This window comes from Pseudoalteromonas sp. '520P1 No. 423', from assembly GCF_001269985.1.
Taxonomy (GTDB): domain Bacteria; phylum Pseudomonadota; class Gammaproteobacteria; order Enterobacterales; family Alteromonadaceae; genus Pseudoalteromonas.
The window spans coordinates 764,838-789,639 of record NZ_BBZB01000002.1; the positions used below are offsets into that span (position 1 = coordinate 764,838).

At 32.7% G+C, this 24,802-nt stretch carries 1 protein-coding gene (running past one end of the window); it reads left to right on the plus strand.

Annotation, left to right across the window (positions count from 1 at the left end; all coding sequences use genetic code 11):
- Nucleotides 1-24,802 carry the 5' portion of an Ig-like domain-containing protein gene (locus PSA_RS22055; RefSeq protein WP_059365045.1) on the plus strand. 12,722 nt of this gene lie beyond the right edge of the window, so the window shows 24,802 of its 37,524 coding nt (coding positions 1-24,802); its start codon is at nucleotides 1-3; its stop codon lies beyond the right edge, outside the window.

A 24,802-nucleotide genomic window follows, 5' to 3' on the forward strand; every position in this document is an offset into this window, starting at 1 on the left:
ATGTTTAAAAGGATTTTAATTTTAGGGCTTTTGATTTTAAGTCATGTCGCTTTATCTGAGCCTAATTTTGATATTCGAATCTCAGGAAAATTAACCACTAATAACCTGCATAGCTATGTTTTGACAATCGATGATTGTACTTCTATATCCTTTGTTGAAACCGAAATTGAAGGGAAAGCGCTCTTATTACAATCATCCGTTAATCAGTCTTCCTTTGTTGGTTGTGAATTCACAATTCCGGTATCTTCTGGTACGCCTTTTACTCCCCATGCAAAAATTACCTTAAAAAATGGGACACAACTAAATTACACTGAAACTTTTGAAATTGAGAGCAATGCTCCTGTATTTGAATATAAAGGGTTATCAATAAATGATAACGATAATGCTCAATCAATTTCAGTTCAGTTTGATAGTTCTGATGATATTGATATTCAATATGTTGCTGTTGATATTGTTGGTTTTAAAGCTTCATCACTTAAAAATGTCGGAGGTATAATAGATGAAGTAAAGCCTTTAGCTTTTGCGAATAGTCAAGGATACAAACGTATATTTCCAAAAATGGATAATCAAACTGGATTTATATTAGACATACCACTTATTACCTCATTAACTAAAAATCAAATAGCAAGCGATGGCTTAGTCCTAATAGATGCTTATGTTGTTGATTCTTCTGGAAATAAAACAGCATTTTCTTCTATTGAAACAACGGGTGGAGAGATAGAAGAAAAAGCAATTTCTTGGACTTCACAACCATCAAACATTGTTATCACTGATGTTTTACAATCTATTTCTATAACTCCGATTATTAATTTTGAATTTCGAGGAGAAGTTGAGATGATAGGTTCTGGAAGAGGTGTTACTTATACATCTTTAGATCCGGAACAAATTTTTATTTCAGATTCAGGGGTTATTTACGTTGATTCAGAAATTGAGAATATTGATAGCAAAGTCATACTGTCATATCCAGGTCTGCCCGACTTACAGATAAATGTTCAAGTGGATTTAAGTAAAGAATTAAAAAGTTTGCAGTTTAAAGGTTTTTCAGATGAGAAACTGATAATTCCTTCTTTAAATCAAAGTATTGTTTTACCTGAAATTGAAGCAATTTTTGATGATGGTTCTTCTCAGGTTTTAGCTGATCAATTTCCATTAACATTATCTCTCCCCAGTTCAGCTAAGGGAGTGTTAGAGCTATCAGGTAATTCATTAAAAGCATTAAAACCAGTATCTATAAATGCGCCAATACCATTAAGTGTTAAATTAACTGGAGATGCTAGCGTTGCTGGTTATTTAAATATTGTTGCTTTAGATGCTAAACCAATTATCAGCTTAGATATAAAAAATAAAATAGTGTCTGGAGAAGTTTTAACTATTAAAGCTAAAGCAACTGATGATGTAAAAATTCATAAAGTTAACATATCAATTGATGGCACCATTATAGCGAGCCCATTAAGTGCCCCATTTAAAGTCGAACTACCAATTACTGATGATCTTATTGGTCAAACTCTAAAAGTTGAAGCTACTGCAATTGATAGTGCAGGTCAATTATCTCCAATAGTGACTCAATCAGTGCAAGTTTTAGACAAAAATGAAATAAATCTACCTGAATTCAACTTTGAATTACCAACAGATAATCAAAGGGTTATAGAAAAAAGCCCGCTACTTTTCCAAATTACGCATGAGTTAGGCCTTGCAAAATATGCTTACGATAAACAGTCAGGTATAAAAAAGATTGAATTTTATTTAGATGGTGAGCTAATTGGTAAAAGCAAAAGTCCTGGGTATATAATTCGAAAAAAAGAAACAGTTTCAGGTCCAAAAGATTATATTTATGAGAACTGGACTTATGAAGGGATTACGCCGACAAGTGTACTCACTGAAAAATCTTTACCTGTTTTTGCAAAGATATTTATGGGTGAAAATGGAGAGGATACAGATACTAAATTATTAAGATTACTTAAAAATTCTCCTGCTCATGTATCAATTTCAAAACCTCATGCTCAAAAAAACGTAATTGCAGGGCAAGAAACAAAAATTGAATTAGCAGTATCAGATGATACTTTATTTTTTGGTACAGATGTTGAAATTTTATTAAATAATGAAGTAATAAAAGAAATTCGCTTTGCAGATAAACAAAAACAATTAACTACTTCTTATGAAAAAAACTCAGAAATCATCTTTGATAATATTCATATATCAAATGAGAAATTAGGTGAATCTATTCTATTTGAAGTTAAAGTAACTGATTTTCATGGTGAAATATATAACTCAGAACAAATCAAACTAAATGTTAAAAATGACCAACCCCCTACAGTAGGTATTACAACTCCATTTGAAGGCGATTCATGGGTAGCTGGTTTACCTATTGAAATAATGGCTGAAGCATCTGATGATATGAAAGTAGATAGAGTTGATTTTTTTGTAAATGAAAAAATAATAGGTTCTGATATCACTCCTCCATATAGTATTGTTTACCAAACTCCAATAATAACTCAAGGAGAACAGGTACTTGTGGTCAGAGCCGAAGCAACAGACTCTAGTCAGCAAAAAGCGTTAAGTCAAAATGTAAATGTGACTCTTGGTTACGATCAACAGTCTCCTGTAATTCATTTTGTTTCACCACAGATAAATGGTACCGCGGGCAATAATAGTACAGCAAATGTAGTAGAAAACACTTCACATATGGTTAAGGTAACAGGATATGACAATGTGGGCGCTAAAGGTTTTAAATTAACAGGGTTAAAAAAAGAGGGGGCAATTTACAAACTGACAGGTAAACCTCAAGATATCATCACAGAAAATGATATTCCATTGCAGCTACTCCCTGGAGGAGCACATGCATTTTCTATTGTCGCATATACTACAATGCCGAATTTTATCGGGCATGGTGGTAGTGATTTTGATGTGTATAGTTTAAACATTGAAGTACTAGACGAGAGAGGTAACATAGGAAAATCTGATCTTCAAATCTCAGTAATACAAGATTCTATTCCGGAAGTTACTGATATACAGGTGACAAGATCACAATACAGAATACATGATAATTTGGATGTCACCATTTTTGCAAAAGATGACGTTGAAATTAATACTATTCAATTAAAGATACTTAATTCACAAAATGAACTGTTAGCCGAATTATTCTTAGATTCAAATAATGGCTTAAAAACTCACGCAAAAACCCATGGTACATTTACTTTTGATCTAAAAACTTTAGATCTTGAAAACCAATCACAACAATTAAAATTAGTTGCTATCGCAAAAGATAGTTCTGAACAAGAGTCAGTTCAAAAGAGTAAATCTATTAACGTTGTCATAGACGATAAAGGACCAATTTCTAGTATAAATAAACCAGTACCAGGCTCTGTCATACAAAAAGGTGTTGAGCATGAAGTGCAATGGTCAGTAAAAGATGCATCTCAGATAAAAAACGCTCAATTAATGGCTAATGGTATAATGATTGATTCATTTTCTGGGAGCGAAAATGCTTTTTCAAAATTGGTTAAATATACAGTAAATCAAATAGGTAAAGTCGTTTTTGAAATTAAAGCATCTGATAGTTTAGATAACTCATCAACCAAAACTTGGGAATACACAGTAGAAGAAACAACGCCTCCAACAGTAAAAATAACGCAACCAATATCTGGTGAGCAAATATATGAAGGTGAGAACTTTGCCATAAACTCAGTTATTAATGATGATGGTTTGGTTTCACAAGTTACTTATGAATTACTAGTAAATGATGTAATAGTAAGAACTGAAATAGTTAGCTTTGACTCAACTAAAAATGTTGAAAATTATTTTAGCACGTCGATGCGATTGCCTAATATCTCACCTAACTCTGTTGTGAAGTTAAGAGCTACTGCATTAGATAATCATAATTTAACAGCGAGTAGTGATATAGAAATTAGTGTGTTGGATGATATCAATAGCCCAAGCCTGATTATGTCAATACCTGGAAACGATATAGATCTATTACCTGGAGAATATTTAAATATCGAAGCCATAGCAATTGACGATATATATATAAAGGATATTCAGGCAATATTAATTGATGAAGAATTAAATGAAGTTGTACTAGCTTGGGATCAATTGAGTAGAACTGATTCAATTAAAAGTATTAAAATCCCAGATCCAATCACAATTGGCTCCACTATAATTAAAGAAAAATTTCAAACAGATATTGTCGGAAAAATTAAGCTTCAGTCTCATTTATATAACAATATAGATATGCCTTATCAATTAAAATTAAGGGCACAAGATGAAGGGATCAATGTAACTGAATCTGCAAGTATTACATTAACATTAAAACCTGACAACGTACCGCCAGAGGTAACAGTAATATCACCGGTAGATCAATTTGTTGAAAATCAAATTGTACCTTTAAAAATTAATATTAAAGATAATGTTCAGCTATCAGGCTATAAAGTATATTTCCAGGATAACAAAGATTCACCAATCGTCGCAGAAACAGGTTTACAGGTGTCAGAAGTTCTTTTAAGTCCTGAGGATGGTAGTTCTGAGCTTAATATTAATTTGAATGACTTTTCACCTATTCCAGAAGAAGGTAAAGTGATTTCAATTATTATTGAAGCATGGGATAAAGAAAACAATAAATCATCTATCGTACACCAATTTAATATTGTTCAAGATAAAAAACCATTAATTACTGTATCAGCACTACATCCCAAAAAACCTGTACAAGGTGGGGTGGTATTTTATCAAACACAAGTATCAGATGATTTTGCCAATGAAAACGAGCCTGTTATAGCTGCATCACTAACAACAAGTTTTGATTTTTCTGATAATAAAAGGAAAAGTCGATTTTGGCGAGATGCAGCTCTAAGTATTGAAAATAAAAAAGATGATTTTCTTGTTTTTGGAATAGATTATCCTGAATCAAACAGTAAATGGGTATTGAATATTGATGATGAATATTTGGTTAAGTTTATACCTGGTGAATTACAAGTATATAATAGAGAATTTGATTTAAATAAGGTACTAAAACTAAATTCAGTAAATAATGATGTCGTTAATTTCAAGCTTAAGTATATCACAGATAGTGTCTGCCCTTCATTATGGCAAGAATTAACAATAGATGCGAATCAAGGAGTTAAGTTAGCAGATATTTTACCTTATGGCGTAACTGAAGTTGTTTTAATACCAGTTCTTGAATCAGATCTGCCTCATCCCTTTATAAGACAAATTAGAGTTGATCTTCAAAAGCAAAGTGAACTAGAAGTATTTCCTGGAGAATCACAAGCAAATAAAGTTTTAACTAAAGAAGCAAGGATAAGTATTGAATTAAAAGATCTGTCTGTTATTGAAAATAATTCATGGATAAATATCGGTCATTTAATTAAAAGTAATGGTGATAGGTATAATAAAGTAACTCAAACCACAGGCGATGTTTCACTATTGTCTGATTATAAAAACATTGAAAAGCTAAATGTTTTAGTTGCTGCGGCAGACCGTAATACTGCTCTAAATACACCTCAAGAAATTCAAACTATTCCATCTATTGAAATAGATATTGATATGGAAAGTCCGCAGTTAGCATCAAATAATCCTTCAATTAACTCAAGTATTACAGCAGGACAAGTCTTAGATATAGATTCAATCATTCGAGACAACTCAAATCAACTTAGAAATGTTGAATATTTTTTAAATGATCAGAAGGTTGCTGAGCAAGGTTCTAGATTATTCAATCCACAATATAATTTGTTGTTACCAATAGCCACAGATCTAATCCCTGGTAGTCAAGCAAGCTTACGTATAGCGGCAATGGATATGTATGGAGAACAAGCAGAAGAAATACTGTATTTTCCAGTCACTAAGAACCAAAATCCTGAATTATATATCAATAAATTTGAATCTCATCGGTTAATAACAGATACGATCCGCTTAAATTATGGAGAATTCTGGGTGAAGCAAGGTGGAGAATTTAAGGTTTCTTATGATGTTATTGATGATACAGGTATAAAAAAAATAGAGCTTATTAGGTTATTAAGTAATGGTTCTGAAGAAGTTGTATACAAGAAAGACTACCCATTAACATGTTCAGAAAAACCCATTACAACAGATGTTGTAACATTATCTACTATATTTTCATATGCTGAATTACAACAGTATGAAGTAAGGATCACTGATAATGTGGGTAACCTAAATAGTAACCGTTTTTATGTTCATCCATTAGAAAATATAGTCCCAGGTATTCGAATAACATCTCCAGCCGAACAATCTTATATAACAGCTGGAAGTTTTAACCTTAAAGTTCGCGTTTTAGTAACAGATGATATGCCGATATCGGATGGAAAAGTTGTTATGTACGCTAATGGTTTAAAGTTACAAATGTTAGCCGATTCTCTAATCGATACAGAATTAAATTCAACTGATATTCAATTTCTAAATGAAATCTATGATGACTTTCAGCGTAACTATGGTACTGATGTGGCAAATGACTACGCTAAAATCAACAGTGCGAATGTAAGAGTTTATGAAAGTATAATGCAATTACCTATTCAGCTAGTTAAAAGTAACCAAGAAGTTGTTTTAACCGCTAATGTAAAAGATTCTGAAAACAGTATTGGAAGTGATGAAGTGATCTTTATTGGTGCTTCAGATGATATCCAACCTGAGGCTGCAATTATATCTCCAGTAGGGAACCATTTTGTAACTGAAGCGAGTGATTTCGAATTACAGTTTAGAGCTTTTGATAATGTAAAAGTTGCAAGCCTCGAACTATCTATTGCATACGGCGTAAATTCAGAAAATAATTATATAAAAAATGATTATGAAACTCCTATTCGTATTATAGATTCAATTCCTGCAAGAGATTTTGAAACTATCACCAGTCAAATCGATACACCGATTTATTTGAATAATATATTTGTGCCAAAAATAAATGATTTATACACAAAGTTTCAAGGCCTAGCTTTTAATGAAGAAAATATATTTGATGTGTGGGTTAAATTACTAGCAAGAGATCATTCAGGAAATACCTATGAAGTTGAGAGAGCTTATAAAGTAAGGGTAGATGAAAGACCTGTGGTTGACATTGTAAGTCCTCTAAGTGGGGATAAAGTTGTTGAGAATAGTTTAGTTTCCGTCAATGTTCATGCTTATGATGATGTCTCTATCGCCTATGTCAATATGGTGGTAACTAAAGGAAATAAAGAAATATTCCACAAGAAGCTACGCCAAGGACCGTATACATTTACATTTGAGGCTCCAGAATTAAGTGAGTCTGCAGTTGACAATCAGTTAGTTATTAAAGTTAGTGCAATGGATCACTATGGAATTAATAATAATGATCCAGATAGGCACATTGCAACGGAAGAATTAATATTATCAATTAAAGGCGATGAACCTCCCGTAGTCGCTATAGGGGCACCAAACCAAGGCGAGGAATATATTGAAGGGCAGCATGTTTTAGTGCAAGTCAATGCAGCTGATGACATAGGTATTAAACATGTTAGCTTAATGGTAAACGGTTTAATCACAGGTGAAAGTATATTAACAGATGCCCGGGCACCTTATGAGTTTTTAGTTGAAATACCATATGGACAAAAAGCACGAGATGTAACATTTATTGCCACTGCTACAGAGCATAGAGTTATAGCAGAACCTCGTATCGTTAAATCTCAGCCAGTAAATATTTTAATAAATAATGATATTACTTCACCAGAAATTACTTTTGAGTCACCAATATCAGGTCAGGTTGTGGTTGAAAAAGGTAATTTAAATTATTATTTATTGCCTACAGATAATGTGGAGGTTACATCGGTTAAGCTGGAAATATTTGCATTAGATAGTTCTAGTGGCGACAGTAAGTTAATTGAGCAAAAATATTTATTAACTCCACCTTATTCTGGCGACTTCCAATTAAGTACCATAGAAAATTATTTAGGTACAACTCAAGATGGTGTATCAACATTAACATTAAAGATGGTTGCAACAGCCTTTGACGGTGCGGGTAATAAAGGGAATAGTTCTGTAATTATTTCATTGATTAATAATTCTAAGCCTGTTGTAGAATCAATTAAACTTATTGATACTCAAGGACTAAATTATGAAAATGATAATGAAGTGACGCAAGGAAGAGAATTTTTAGTACAAGTATCTGCTACTGATGTTGAAAAAGGAGTTGATAGTATTCGTTTGTTTAAAGCAATAAACGCAAGTGAGCAAACCGAATATACTTTAGTTAGCGAAGACAGCGTAGCGCCATTTCAATTTAGCCAAGATACCTCAACTTTGGTTCCTGGTGATATTTTATCTTATAAAGCAGTAGCTAAAGATCAAGATGGCTATTTTTCTCACTTATCGAGTGCATTCGAATTTAAAGTTATAGCCGATAAGCCACCTGAAGTTGAAATAGTTAAGCCTTCAAGTGATCAATCTTATGTGATTTCGGGTGAATCTATCGAAGTTTTTGCACAGGTTAATGATGATCTAGGTGAGAAAGGAATCGACCGAGTTGTATTTATGATGAATAATGAAATTATAAATACTCAAACTAAAGCATACAAACCTGAAACATTATCAACAGTCAATAATCTGTACCGCGCAATAATTACACCCCCTGAAAATATAAAGGGAGTAAATATTCAAGTTGTTGCTTACGATAAACTAAATCAGTCAGGATTTTCGGATGTATTAACTCTAGGTATCGTAGAGGACACAGTTGAACCCAAAATCTTAGCTATATCACCTATAGACGGAGATATACTTCAATCTGGTACTAATCTCATTGCAAGTGTTGTAGTTCAAGATATGGGATCTGTAGAGCAAAGAACCGTTCTTCAAGAATGGGTCCGAGAGTATCAAGATAGCTCTAATCAATGGCAAGTGCTAGCTAAAACGACAAGAGAGTTACTATTAAATGATGATCTCGCAGATGAGAATGGTTTACCTAAAAGTGAACCAGAAAAATATACTTATACTTACTTAACAGAATTTACTGATGGTAATATTCTAACAGATCAACAGTTTGACTTAGAAAGAGTAAGAGTTGTTACACGTATTAAAACAAATAATCATGAAATAGAACATCAAACTACACATGAGATTTCAATGCCCATTAAAGAAAGGAAGTTTTGGCTACCAAGTAATGAGGCATCTAAAAGCTCAGAATCTAGAGCAGCAGCTAAGAATGTATATTACTCAAATTTAGCACAGTTTTCAGACTTAGGTAAAATACAAAGCTTAACATCATCTTGGTCTATTTTATCAACTTTTCAGGTCCAAAAAGGGTTTAGTCTGTATGAAGGCATTGAAAATACAAGCGAATTAGATGAATTTAAGCCATATACAGGACTATTTTTAGCCGATTTTTATGATCATCACGAAGCGAGTGAAAATGGTGAAAGATATATATTTTCTGATTTAATGAATGGAAGTGCTGAAATTTTTTCTGGAACAATAACTGATATATCAGCACAGGATAGCATCTTATTAGCGACTAAATCAGGTGATACGTGTATCACATGTAAATATGAACCAAAATTTTATCAGTTATTAGTTGATGAAATAAATAAAAATGATGAAACAGGTAAGGTTTATTTAGATAAATCAGCTGAATTACTACTATTTAATAAACGTAATGAAGATGAGCAATTTGGTATTCCATATTTACTAGCTGGTTCTGTTGAGTTGCCATTCAATGATACATATGGAGTAGAAAGAACGGGGGAGTTAGCGCTTGTTGCCAATGGTTCCGGAGGTGTACAAGTAATTAATATTAGTGATATAACTTCACCTTATCACATTGGCTATATTAAACCGGATGGATTTACACGAGATGTTAAAGTATCTGGGCAATATGCATATATTACTGCTTCATATCAAGGTTTAGTTATCGCTGATATAGCGAACCCGAAAATGCCCATTATTACTACCTTAGATATTGCTGGTATTGCAAATAAAGTAGAAATTGTTGGTAAAAAAGCTTACGTAACTGATATGGGTTTATGGGATGGTGCTGGCGCATTACATATTATTGATATTAGTGACCCAGTTAACCCTGTTTTAGAACTCACACATACTTTAAGCGCTCAGAGAAAAGATTTTAAAAGTGCTGGTGCTTATGATGTTGAGGTTGTGGGTAATAAAGCTTATGTATCCACTTTTTATGTAGATCAAATGGGAAAAGCTACTGAAGGTTTAGTTGAAGTTATTGAACTTAATCAAATATTAAATTTGGCTTTAGATCCTAGTCATCCTGTCATAACGCACAGGCCTGCTTCAGCGAACGATTTTGTGACAACGGATATCGCATTAGCTCATGGCAGAGTTCAATTAGCAACGGGTAAACAGGGTATTTCTGAAATTAGTTTTCCTTCATTGACTATTACGGATCATTCACCATCTTCAGGCTCACAGCATATTCAAACATCTGATTTAGAAATTGATATTAATTTTTCAGGATCGTTAAGCCCGGCATTAAATTTTGAAGAATACATATTCATAACTCATGGTCACCCAAGTATAGGTGAAGATGTTAGTCATTTATTTGAATTTAATTTTAAACAGCTTATTGATGGATCTAATTCATATAACTCTATCGTAGCAAAATTAAAACAAGGTGTAACTTTACAAAGTTCAGCAAAATACTTTGTAAAAATCAAATCAGGATTAAAACCTCTTTCTGGTTACGCCTTAGCGTCAGATTACTTTTTTAATTTTTCGACAATTTCTGTAGAATCGCAAAATATACCTAAATTCTCTAGTATTACTCCTAATATTGGAGATATTGCTGGTGGAACAGAAATTACAATTTTAGGCTATTATTTCTCACCAAATATTGAACTTAATCTAGGTGGAATCCCATTAAAAATTAAAAGTTTAACTAAATCATCAAATGATGATGAATTTGATGTGATAAAAGCCATTACAGTTCCAAATTATCCAGGTCCAGCTACTTTAAAATTAACTAATCCTGGTGGGGTTGAATCAGTTATCAATGGAGCATTCACATATGTTGATGAATTAAGATTATCTTTTGTAACGCCACCATTTGTTAGTGTTAGTCAAAAAGGTGAAAATAATTTTGTCAGTTTAATTGGGCATGGATTCAACCCAGGTATTACAGTTAAATCTTTTAAAAGTGATGGCACTGGCGAAGCTATTATTCAAACTATAGATGGAGATGCTTTAAGTTTATATAGTGCAGAACAAATAAATTGGCAGGTACCTGATTTTGGCGATAACTTCAGAGGATTTGTTGATGTTGAAGTTACAGATTTGAGAGGAAGAAAATCGACACTATCGAGAGCATTATTTTATGGTGGTTTAGTTATAGACCGCAGCTTAAAAACTGAAAAGCCACTTAGCTTTACCCAGATAAAAGAATATAATTCTGGCGGTAAAACCAAGTTGATAGATCCTTTAAAATTACCTCCTGGTAGGATTACTGATATACAACCAGAACCAGATTTAAATATTATTTATGTTCTTGGACAAGGAGTAAATGCACCTGAAGTCTTTTCAGAGTCTTCTGTAACAGAAATAAATTATGTAGAACAATACTATGCACCTGGTTGGTTAGCTTTAGTTAAATATAATCCATTAAAATTAAATGAAGCCGCTCCAATGCATGGGCTAGGGTATTATGATTTCCCTCAAACTTTGCAACCTAAGAAATTAGTTATAGGGAAAGATAAAGTTTTTGTTTCAGCAAAAGCAAAAAGTTTTCCTTATCTAGATTTTGATTTTGAAACTAATGCATATTTACTGGTTTTAGATAAAGTTAAAAAATTACCAGGTTCTAGCAGTGATACGGAAAATCGAAGTATTACAAATAGCATACGTCTGCCCGTTTCAGTTGCCCCTGACTACATGAAAATTAAAGATAATATACTTATTGCAGCAACATCAAATAAATTATTGATTATCGATATTTCAGATCAAAATAATCCCTTTGTTTTAAAAAGTTGGGAGCAAGAATTAATTGATGGCGCAAAAGTTAATTTAAGAATTCAGAGTATAGAATTAAAAAATAACCAAATGTGGGTTACTGTACTTAATTCATCTAAATTTGGAGCCCGTTTTAAAAATCTGGTATATGATTTAAACAAACCAAATATACCACTAATAGCAACAAATTATTTATCATCTCCTGGATATATCACACCTTTAAAAGGTAACTTTAATGATGATCAATCTCAGCTTAGTAATTGGAATATCGACACAGTAAATGCACCTAAATTACAAAGAGAATTCAAAGGGTTTGGTTTTGAACTTTCTACACAGAATAATGAAACAGTTCAAACTATTGGCACCGATACTTTGGCATTGCAAAATATTAGAGCAACAGCTTCAGCAATACAAAAAAATGAAAATGCGCATTCTGAACTCGCTATTTTCGACCTAGCGAGCTCAAATCATATATCATTACATGATGTGATAAATATATGTGATAATACTTGCTGGCCTGTAAATATCGGTAGGTCTGAAGATGGTGTTGCATTGGTTGTTTCTAAATATATGAATGAGGGTACTTATAAGCTAGATCTTATTGATTTACATACTCAAGATGTAATGGATAGTTATCCAAGAGCATTTCAAAATAACGTTGAAACAGATGTTGTAATTAATATTACTTTTAGTCGAAATTTAGATTTCAATGGCGAAACAGTAGCGCAATTTTTACAGAAATATATCAACTTGATAAAAGAGGATGGCACTGAACAAGGTGAATTAATCGCTTTTTCAGCTGAGTTAGATCAGCACAATTCAAATAAAATTATCATTACTCCAACAACAACTTTGTTACCTTTAACAAATTATAAATTGAAACTGACAAGTGAAGCTTTAAGTCGCAGAACAAAGGGGCTTGTCGATTATTCATTTGCTTTTAAAACAGCAAATTCTCCTGGGAAACCATTCAGCATAGATGATGTTACACCCCATTCTGTAAGTACTTCAGGAGGAACTGTAACTGTTACATTATCAGAATTTGCAATAGAGCCGCGTTTTTATATTGCAGGTAAACTAGCAAAAATTGTTGAAACTTATGAAGTTGGAAAAATTTACAGTATTTTATTGCCTGAAAACGAGAGCGGTGCAGCTACATTAAAGGTGGTAGATAATCGAGATTTTTCAAGCGAAAAAATTGGTGCAGTTAATTTTATAAGTCCACTTAAAGTTTTATCAGTTAGTCCAGATGTTGGCAGTGTCACAGGTGGTGATAAAGTTGTAATTTCAGGGAATGGATTTGAACCAGGAACACAAAGACTCACCGTCAAATTTGGCGGAGTACCTGTATTAAATCAAACAATAAATGTGATTGATACAAATCATATTGAAGTGATCACCCCGGCAGGCACATTAGGTCATACAGATATAAGTATTGATTATTCTGATGGTCGTAGCAGCCACATTAATAATGCATTTGAATATAGAATGCCCGTTAATTTCGAAGTTGATGGTATCGGTCGAATATTTGATACAGTATTTGATCCGTCTGGAAATTATATGTTTTCTGCTGTCGGAAAACATGGGATATACCTGCATGATTTAACAAAAATACAAGACAATAAAGACTCATTAGTTGCAAAATATGATTTACCTTCAGGCTATTGGGCATTAGGAATAGCAGGATTTTTTGAACGAAATAATGATCGAGTGTTTGTAACTGCTGCGAAGTTTGATTTTGATGGCAAACCTTTGAAAGATTCAGGGACACTTTTTATCTTTGCTATTGATAGTTATGATATAACACAGTCTACATTAGTAAATCAGTTACCTTTAAATAGCCAGTTTGCGAAAGGAATTATAGCTGAAAATTACGCTGTATATACTGCTTCTGCAGAAAAAGGATTCATTAATGTTGATACTTATTTGCATTCAAAAATATATGTTTCCAAAGAGCTTGAATTAAACTCGCAATCAGCATTAGATGTTTCAAACATAAAGTTATCAGATACTTCATCACATTATGTTGTCGCAACAGGTGATTTTGATTTTAAAAATAACCGGTTGGTTAATACAACTTTAGATTCTGGCGGTATTTATTTGGTTGAAAATAGTGCTAAATCAGGACTAAGTCATGTTAGTGATATTAAAATTCCTGCTTCTAACGTTGTTAGCCAAGGTAGTTTTGCGTATACAGCATCAGGTGATTTAGGCGCGGTAATTATTGATTTCTCAATACCAGAACAACCTGTTGTATTACGAAGAATAGCAGATTATGGCCATGTATATGATGTTGCAATTAGTGGGCATATTATTTATCTCGCATTAGGTGAAAAAGGTATCAAGGCGCTTGATATTTCAGATCCTGCTAACCCTATTGAAATGAATGGTTTAATTCAACAACAATATAATGTCGAAACTTTAATTGTATCTAATTATGCTGTCTATGGTGCTGCACATATAGACGGAGATAAAGGCATATTACATAAATTAATTAGCTTTAATGACATTGCATTAAAAATTATAGGAGTGACCCCTGAAAACTCGGTTCTGACAAATGATAAATTGATCCGTGTTCGTTTTAATAAAGCGATAGATTTATGGCAGCAGAACATTAATAAAGTTACTTTAAGTAAGTCAGATTTAAGTATATTGACACCTAAAATAGATATTTTGAATAATGATGTAGTAATTAATTTAGATAATCAAAATGTGGACCATGGCGAATCTATTTTATTAAAGATAAATGCAGGCATTAAATCTGTTAAACCTATATCTGGCAATAAAACTAAAACATTATATGAATTAAAAAACTCAAAAGAATTTACTTTTAAATATCTCAACCAGTCAATTGAGCAGATAAAGTTAATTGATGTAATTCCCAGAAGAGTGGCTATAAATAAGAGTGAAGAACTCACTTTAACTGTTTCAGGTTTACCTAATCAATATGATAATTTAACACTTTATGTAGGCGGGGAAGCTGTTACTAATTTTCAAGTACAAGTTTCACCAGAAAATGAAAGCCTAACTATTATCAAATTTAAATCACCTATAATAAAAGTGCCTGGCCTATTTGATCTAACGTTAAAACTGGATATCAGTTCTGCTGAATTATTTTCTTCTTTAAAAGGGGCAATAGTTGTTGATGAAAAGTTAATGGCAACTATAAGTTCCCCTTTGTGGACAGATATTAATGGGGGTGAACAAATTAATGTTTGGGGAACTGGTTTTGAGCCTGGTACTAGCGTTACCGAAGGAACCCGTATCAAAGTTGGTACATCTGTTGCTCAAAATGTCAGAGTGCTTTCTACAGAACATTTAATTTTTACGGCGCCAAAAAACAAAACTGGCTTAAGAAATATATTCATTTCGAACCATAAAAATAATGAGCAAGATACAAACTTAGAACTAGGGTATGGCTTAAAGTTATTAGGACAAACTCAAGTCACAGATTCAGCCCCAACAGACTTATTTGTTGAAAAAAATAGTGGTATAGCAATTACAACTGGAGGCTTATTCAAAGATGGGTCTTCAGAACAAACTTTATTTGGTTACCCAATACCAGATAAAACACTCGCGTATACTGTTGATATAAACGATGTATATCAGCCTCTTACTGTTGGAGGGCTACCTTCTTTACCAAATACCGCTGAAGGAAAGAGAGAGTTAGAGCAACTGATCACACGTAGAAGCATTGAAGCAAAATCTATCATTGGTGATGAGCTAAGTGAAACTGAAAAAAATTATCTGAAATATCACCAGGTAGATGATATTGGGTTTAGTTTAGATGCACTAGATATTGAAAAATTTGAACTTGCTAGTATTTATGGTCCACAAATTAGTGAAAGAGCACTATTAAGTACTGGTAATGGAGGGATGTTTGTATTGAATCTTGATGAAGCTACTAGTTTACAAGCGCTTAATCGAGAATATATAGCAAATAATTCAGGTAAACAAATCACCTCTACAATTACAGGTAAAAATTTAAGTATATTTAGTACAAGCTATGCAGCAGAGCTAATAAATCCTCCTTTTCCTATGGGATGTGAATCGGCTCCAGCAAAGCAAACAAATTCAGTACTAACATCTTTGAATCTATCTGACCCCTCAGATCCTATTATTATAGGTTATGATTATCAGGCTGAGGTAGGAACAAACTCATTGTATCTAGACTCTCAAGGTTGGTTATTTCATGCTGGTCGTAAGGGAGCTATGGCGTGGTCAGCAGGTAGAGAATGTCCGTTTATAGATAACTATACTGCTGACGTATCAACCGATCTTGAAAGTGAACACTATTCTTTAAATGCTATTAATTTATTCGATCCACAGCTTAATACAAGAATAAATGTTAGTGGTAATATCTATGATATAAAGAAATATGGCAAACATTTCATAATGGCTATGGGTACTCAAGGCGTTGCTATTATGTATGCGGATGCCTTTGAACAAGCTCAATGGTTAACGATAGATTCGTCTATTCAGTCTCAAAAAGGAAAGGCTATAAAATTAACTATTTTGGGTTCGACTTTATTTGTATCGCAAGATATTGGTGGTGTACTCATTTATGATATTAGTGATATTAATAATGCAAAATTAATATCTGCAGGTACTGATTTAGAAATTAAAGCCATTGATTATTACAAAGGAAATTTAGTGGCAGCCAGAGGAAAACAAGGATTAAGTACAATCGAATTACCAGGTGCTGTTGTAACCAAAGCAAATATTGAACAGATGGGTTTGTTAGGTGAAAACGAAGAACTGATAATAGAATTTAATGAAAATATTACTATCGAATCAATTTCTAAGCAAAACGCTGCTAAATTGATCGATAAAACAAATAATCAAGAAGTTTCATTTTCATTTAAACCAATAAATGAGGTAAATAACTCAGCTTCAGAATTTACAGTAATTTTTGATCCTCAAGTAGCGCATGACTATCAATTAAGTATTTCTAAAGCGAATACGATTAGAGCTACTGACTTATTAGCGCCATTTAAACTTAGTTTCTCTGTTGCGTCAGGCAATAAGCCAAATATATCTTGGGTTGAAGGTGGCGTGCATCGAAAAGGGCAAAACTCTGAAGTGACAATTCATGGTTCTGGTTTTACAGATGAGGCAACTGTATTTGTTGGCCCTTATATAATTCCAGCAAATATACTCAATGATCGTATTACTTTTAATACCGCAAGTTTGAATTTATTACCTCTAAATTCTGGTCAACATGCTATAAAAGTCAGCCAAAATGGATTTATGGATTGGCATATGGGAGCAATCGTAATTGCTGATGATATAGAATTAAATAGTTTAAAAATGAATATCAATTCTGGTCCAGTTTCAGGTGGTTATCAGATTTCAATAACATCGGATAAAAATGTTTTTTTACCGGGCACAAAAGTGTCTTTATTAAAACAAGACGGTACGGAAATATATACAGAGCGTGCTGATGAAGGCGGTTATTTAATTAACCTATTTGATGATGTTGTCACAATGAAAAAATTCAACTTCAGAGCGCCACTTGTTTTAAGTCCTGAAGTTATAAAAGTCTATGTCAATACACCTTCTGAAAGCACCTATGTTGGTGAGTTCTCATATCAACAGGAAAAAGGGATTTCAGTTAATTTACCTAATTACCCGCCAATGGTTATAGGGGCAATGGCACTTCGCCATGATGATTTATTTGTTGGTATTTTAGAAGGGCAAAAACCAAATAACAAACAACCATATTTAATGGAATACGGTTTTGAAATTTACGATACAAGCTTATTACAGCAACCTGTTCGTCTAGCACAGTTATCTTTAAAGGATAGTGTTACGAGTATAGAAGTTGCAGACAATCTGGCTTTTGTAAGTGCTAAGAGTCAAGGGATTGTTTTAATTGATTTACATGATTTAAATAGCCCATTTATAATCCAAGAACAAAAATTGGGTGGGTATAATGCAAATGATCTTGCTTTAAATACTTCAAAAGGCATCTTAGCTATTGCAGCAGGTAGTGGTTTTTCTGATGGATTTATAAGGTTTATTAATGTAAAAGACGATAAAATGGGTCCTCCATCAGGTTATAGTAATATAAGTTTCAACGAAGGGGATTTACTTGGTGAGCCTTTACAAGTCGCTTGGTTAAATGAAGAGCTGTATGTTGTGTATCAGCGTGAAGGACAGCTATATCTAGCTATTTTTAATAAACTGTCTGGTGAGCTTAATTATGTAACTCAAAAGATAGAAAGAGGTGATTACAAAGGAGGGGCTGTAAGTTTACTGTTATCTCAAGGGCGCATCTCTTTAAGCCATGATAATCAATTATTAAAATTAGAATTAATAGATGATAAATATCAGACAGTATATTGGGAAGAAACATCTAATAATACTGTTTTACTTGCTAGTGGCGGTACAGGTTATGTAACAACATCCCATGGCTTTGTACAATTAGTTGAGCCAGGACTTAATTTAGTTGGTGTATCTCCAGCTGCAGAACAGATCATCTCAGTTCAAGATACAATTTCTATAAAGTTTGATAATCTAATAAATACTGATGAAGTACATATTAATGAAAACATAAAATTATTAGATGTAAATGGTCAAGCATTACCTGCTACTTTAATACATGGTATCAATACGTTACAAGGCGGAATAGTTAAAGTTGAATTTTCGCAAAACTCACTTGATGGGCTAGATTTATTCTCATTAATTATAGAGCCCGAACTCGTAAATATTAATAACAAATCATTAAATAAAAAATATGAGTTTAATTATGGTGTAAGTCAAAATTCAAGACCAACTATTGATAGAATTAGACGTCTGAGTGATCAACAAGAAGTGGGGCATTATTTCCATGCTGATGGCTCAGAGAAAGCTGTAATTAAAGGTCGAGGTTTTGGTAACGATAAAAACTTAATTGAAATTTATTTAGGTGAATCAAAGCTATCAGCAGATCAGATAACTTCAATCAGTGATAACGTGATTGAATTCAATTTTCCAAAACTTTATCTAACACAATCTGTAGCTCCTTTAGCGGTAACTATAAATAAAAATGATATTTCAACTCAGCAATTAGGTGCTGTTGTAATAATGCCTAAGTTGGTATTACAAGACTTATACCCTCCTACTGGACCACCGCAAGGAGGCAATTTTATAACTGTTCGAGGGTATGGATTTAATCCGGCTACACAGTTTAATATATCTGGTACCCCCGCTAATAATGTAAAAGTAATATCTTCATATGAAGCAAAAATAATGATGCCGTCAGGAAGCTTTGGTTTTGCAGATGTAACAGCAGTTAACCCGCAATTTAAAGATGAAATAGCTTTATCTCCAATCGATTATTTTTATGCTTCAAAGGAGACTGGGAAGCTTGATCTCGCTAATAATAGTGAAAACCCTATCGTTGCAATGAAGCTTCATAAAGATATTATATATGCAGTAACGGGTGGGAAATATTCAGTATTTGATCTTGACGGTAAAGTTACTCAAACATTAAAAACTAAAAATTCAGAATTGATTTTAGTGGATACTACAGATCCAATAAAGCCAAAAATAATCACAAGATCACAAGGTGAACAAGTACAAAGCTATCATTTTAAAACACAATTATCACCTAGTGGTTTTGTTGATTTAGCACAATTAAATGATATGTTATTTGTAGTTGGCGCAAACAAGCTTTATCAGTTTGATATTAGCCAAGCAGCTTATCCTATATTAATAAGTGAATACAATATAGACGGTCATGCTAGGAGTATAGTTACTAGCGATAATATTGTTTACTTAGCATCTACTTCTGGGATTTCTGTATTCAAAGTAGAAAAGGATGCAAAACTTCGTCAGCTTGCACATATGTCCAGCTCAATGCTTGGTGGTTGGCCTTCGAAAATTAAAATAGAAAATGACCGACTGTGGGCTGCTTTGCCTTCATCTAGAAAAGTGGTCGCAATAGAGCTCAATTCTGGTCATTTCAATAAAATAAAAGATATTCCGTTGCTGTCAAATATAGGCCAGAGATTACCTGTGTCTGATATTATGATCGTTAATGATAAGTTTTTAATATCAACTGCAGAGCAAGCAAGTGTAGAAATCTTTGATATTGAAACATCTAACCATTTAGCTGGAATAAATCTCGCCTACTTACTTCGAAATGGAAACATCTACGCAGGAGATTTGAAATTACAAGGTTCAATGTTGTCTGTTGCGGCTGAAAATGGAGATGTACAGCAATTCAATATTAGTCATTGGTTGAATCATAGTTACAATCAATCGATCGAACTTGATAATTACTTTTCAGTTACAGGCTCTGTAAACAGTTTGTCATTTAGTCAAGACAAGTTATATGCCGGCGTATCATACGCACGAAATAGTCGTGGTGAGCCTGTAGAAAGCCCTGTAGATGTTGGAAAAAGATTTAGTCAAATCGGTGGCGGAGTGTTCAGCTTTGAACAAAAAGGTTTGAGTATTTTATCTCATCAGCCTAAGCTGGCTGGTGAACTATCTTTAACTGAAGGCATAGAAATACAATTTAATAAATTGATTGATCATGAACAGTTTATTAATCATGCTAATAGATTATTTGAAGTAACTATCGATAATGCTGTAGTCGCTGGAAATTGGCAAAAAACGACTTATCGTTTGGGCAGTAAAGTTATATTTACCCCGGAGTTTTCACTAATAAAAAATAAACGATATGAAATTAATGTAAATTCACAAGTATCGGATATCAACGGAAACTCACTAAACTCTGATTACAATTATTATTTTTATACTTCAGATACTCTGAGACCAAAAATAGATTATATTTCACCTGCATCAGGGTCATATCGTGGTGGTATTGAAATAAGTGTTTACGGTAGCAATTTCTCACATGATGCACATCTTCAGATAGGTGAGCAATCTATTCCAGCAGAAAAAATTAATTATGTTGGAAATCAAAAGTTAACTTTCACATTACCTAAATTACAAAAGGCTCCTGAGAATAATTTATTAACTGGAATAAAAGTTATTCAAGGAAGAATGAGTGATTTTAAAGATGGCGCATTTACTTACATTACAGATCCTGCAATAGATAAAATTGGAAGATATAATTCCGTCAATAATAGCGTTGATGAAAATGAAAAGAAATTCTACTTTAATGATAATGTGTTATTGGCGATTGAAGGTAAGGGTTTTAGTGAATTTAGTCAAATTTATATAAATGATATACCAGCACTAAATGTTGAACTTAAACGACACAACTTGTTAAGTTTTCAATTACCGACAGCAACATTAGGAGAGTTAGATATACGAGTTGAAAATGCTCAGGACTCTACTTTCTTTGCTAGCAATAGTGAAATAAGTATTATTTTACCAGCGCAAACGATGCATTCTCAGCTAAAAAGTTACAGCCATAACAAGGGTATTTTAGCGACTACAGTTTCTAATTCTCAAACTGTGATATTACAAAAGTTTATATCATCAGTACCTCAACATTTGGCACAAATAGAACTTGATACAGTCGTCAAAAATTTATTTTTAGATAAAAATAAATTGTTAGTTCAACTTGATGATAATAGCTTAATTATATTTGATATTAGTGATCCTTATATACCGAAAAAATTAAATCGAATAATAACAAATCAACTGACACCAGAAGCTAATGTTAAATTCTATGATGGTGTAGTATTAATTATTGACCAAGCTCATATATATTTAGGATATGAGCATGCAAACCAAATGCAGCAACTAAATGTTATTGCACATGATGCGATTGTTAGTAAAAACTTCTTGTATGTGTTAGAAAATGACCGAATATCTGCTTATAAATTAAATAATTTAAACACAGCCCTAGTTACAACTAATTTACCTGTAGTTGGTGCAAACAAATTAATTATGAACATGGGGCGCTTATATGCGCTTTCAAATAGCCAAATTGTCAAACTTGAAACACATAATGTAGCGCATTCAAATCTGTTACAGATTGAATCTGATGGTGTTTTACCTCAGAGTACACAGAAAATAGATATTAATGGTGAGTTAGCTGTCATTTTTGATGGGCAGTCTTTATCTTTATATGATATCAATCAAACACAAGATAAATTAAGTTTCAATAAATTAAGTGAAGCAGAATTACTAAACGATGTCGAAAAATTAAATTTTGATAAAGACATTATTACAGTGTTAACAGACGTAAAAGAATTACAAACTGTTGAAGTACCTTTACCAAATTTGGTTGAATTATCTACTAAAACTATAAAACATAATTTACAAAAATTAGTCGTTAATTTTGTAGGTAATAGTGAATGGTGGCATTCAACTATATTGAGTGTAGCAATAAATTCAAAACAGCAACCAGGTTACACTGAGTTATTTAATTCGAGTATTATTTTTACACCTTTAGAACCTGGTTTTATATTAAATGATGAAATTCAGCTTGGGTTATATACTTGGCCTGAACAACCTATACAAGGTGCATTTATAGATTTTGATTTAAATACAGGGTTAAGTACAAGCCTATTATTCGATAATAGAGAGCCTGTTATATATCAAATAACGCCAGCTTCGACGATCACAAATAGGATGACACCATTTATTGTCTCAGGCGAATATTTGTCAGACATTGACAATATTTCCATAGGGGAAACTATCGTTAATATGGCTGATTATACGCTTAATGATGGTGGTAGCAGTCTATTATTTAATAAATCATTTGAAACAACAGGGTTAAGAAACTTAACTATAAATAAATCGCAATACAGTGATACTTTAATTGCAGCCGTAAATGTTTCTCAAGCATTAGAAATAGAGTCCATTAGTACTGATAATTCGTTAGGTAATGATAAGTTATCAGATTCTGGTAATAATTTAATTACGATTGTAGGTAAGGGGTTTAATGGTCATTTAGATGTTCATATTGTTGCGCCTGAACTATCTGAAGTTGCTGATGCATCAACATTAATTGACTATAAACTAACTGATCAAACGTTAACGATTATCTCTCCTGAAGTTATCCCAAACATTCAATATAAAATAATAATTAATAAAAAGGAAACGAATGAAATAGTTGAATCTCAACAGCAATTAACAGCAATTGATGATACTGCACCTATAGTTAGTCAATTTAATGAGTTTAACTATAAACAGCCATTAAGTATTCTATTGAATGAAAATGCACAAGTTGAAAGCTTTTCAGTAAATCAAATAATGTTTAATTATTCAAACGCGCAACCAAAGGATGTGTCAACAAAGTTTGATTTCAATATTGTAGATAACAAAATTAAGCTCGCTTTAAAACCAAACTTAACATTAGATAACAATAGTAAATACGTTTTCTCATTAAATAAAATTACTGATAAATCAGGAAATAGAGTACTAGATTACAGTTCAATTTATAACGGAAATTTGGGTTATGAGTTTACAACGTTAGACAGACTTGCACCTAAAAACGTTAGTTTGATCCGTGAAAAAGATAGTTTGCCAGTCTCACCGACTATGACTTTAACTCGTGGAAGAGCATATACATTTATTGCAGATTCCATTGATAATCTGACCCCTAAAGATCAAATTTCTTATCAATTTAGAGTTTCTACAGATGGTATTAAATATAATGCATATAAAGTAATGCCTAATAACAAAGCTGAAATTGAAATTCTAGAGCAGTTCCAACAATTAAAAATCAGAATTAAGTCGATTGATGAACTTGGTAACTTTAAAGAAGAAACATTCTCTGCAGCTGTAATTGATCCAGTGATAAATATTTCACCTATCTCAACTAATCCAGAAAAAGTTGAAGAGTTAACTAGTGCTCAAATTTTATTAGAAATTATAGGTGACTTTGATTTAGTTAATAAAGTTGATATACAAATAAATGGTCAATGGCACCATGCTCAGTATATTAAAAATCAAAGTAATGGTCAGATTAGTATTAACTTCTTAAACCCGCGTCTATCTGAAATAGCTCCGTTGGAACATATTAACGTAAAAACTCAGGTTCATTATGGTTACGGTTCTGTGAAGCAACAAGAAGATACTTATAAGCTACATATGGATGCTACTCCTCCAAGTATTCGCATCGTTTCTCCAACAAACGGAGATCGATTACCAATTGGCGAAATAGCTGAAGTTATCATTCAATCTTTTGATAAGTATGGTGTGACCAAGGTTGAAATGTCAGTAAATGGCGGCAGTTATCAAATTCTACCTACAGCAAATCTATTTACCTTCACTCCAAGCTCAGAGGATGCTGTTACTTTACAAGCAAGAGCCACAGATCCTAACGGAAATATTGGCATATCAGAAATAGTAACTGTAAAACCATTTGATGCCACTAAAGGTGAGCCAGAATTGGCAATATTAACGCCTCAAAATGGGTCAACTTTAAAAGAAGGGCAATTTGTTGAAATAGAGTTTCTATTGAAAAATATAGAAACTGCTAATTTAAATATGTTAATCGGTGCTAACGAGAATGATAGTAGAAACCCAGAGTTAATTTCGATTAGCAGAGATGAGAATTCACCTGAGAGATTTAAGAGGTTAATTAAACTGCCATTAACAGATGAAAATATTGTTGTGCTATTAAAATTAAGTAGTGGAGATCACGTCGCACGCAGCTTTATTAACATTGAACGTGATACAGGAATAGATGAAAGTATTAACTTAACGCTTTTACCTCAAACCAAGGTTTTATCAGGCACAGGTCTTAGAGTTATTGGCCAAGTTCCTTCTGAAATGACTGATTATAACAATAAATCTTATATAGAAATTACCGATAGCAATAAGGATTCACAGGTATTAGCTTTGGCACCAGTGGATGAAATTATAAATATTAATGATACCCAAGGCAAAGTTGAAATAATTGCACACTTACAAGATCTTTCAGAGCATGTAAAAACGCAAAAAGTTGATATTGTTAAACATGATTATTTAGATA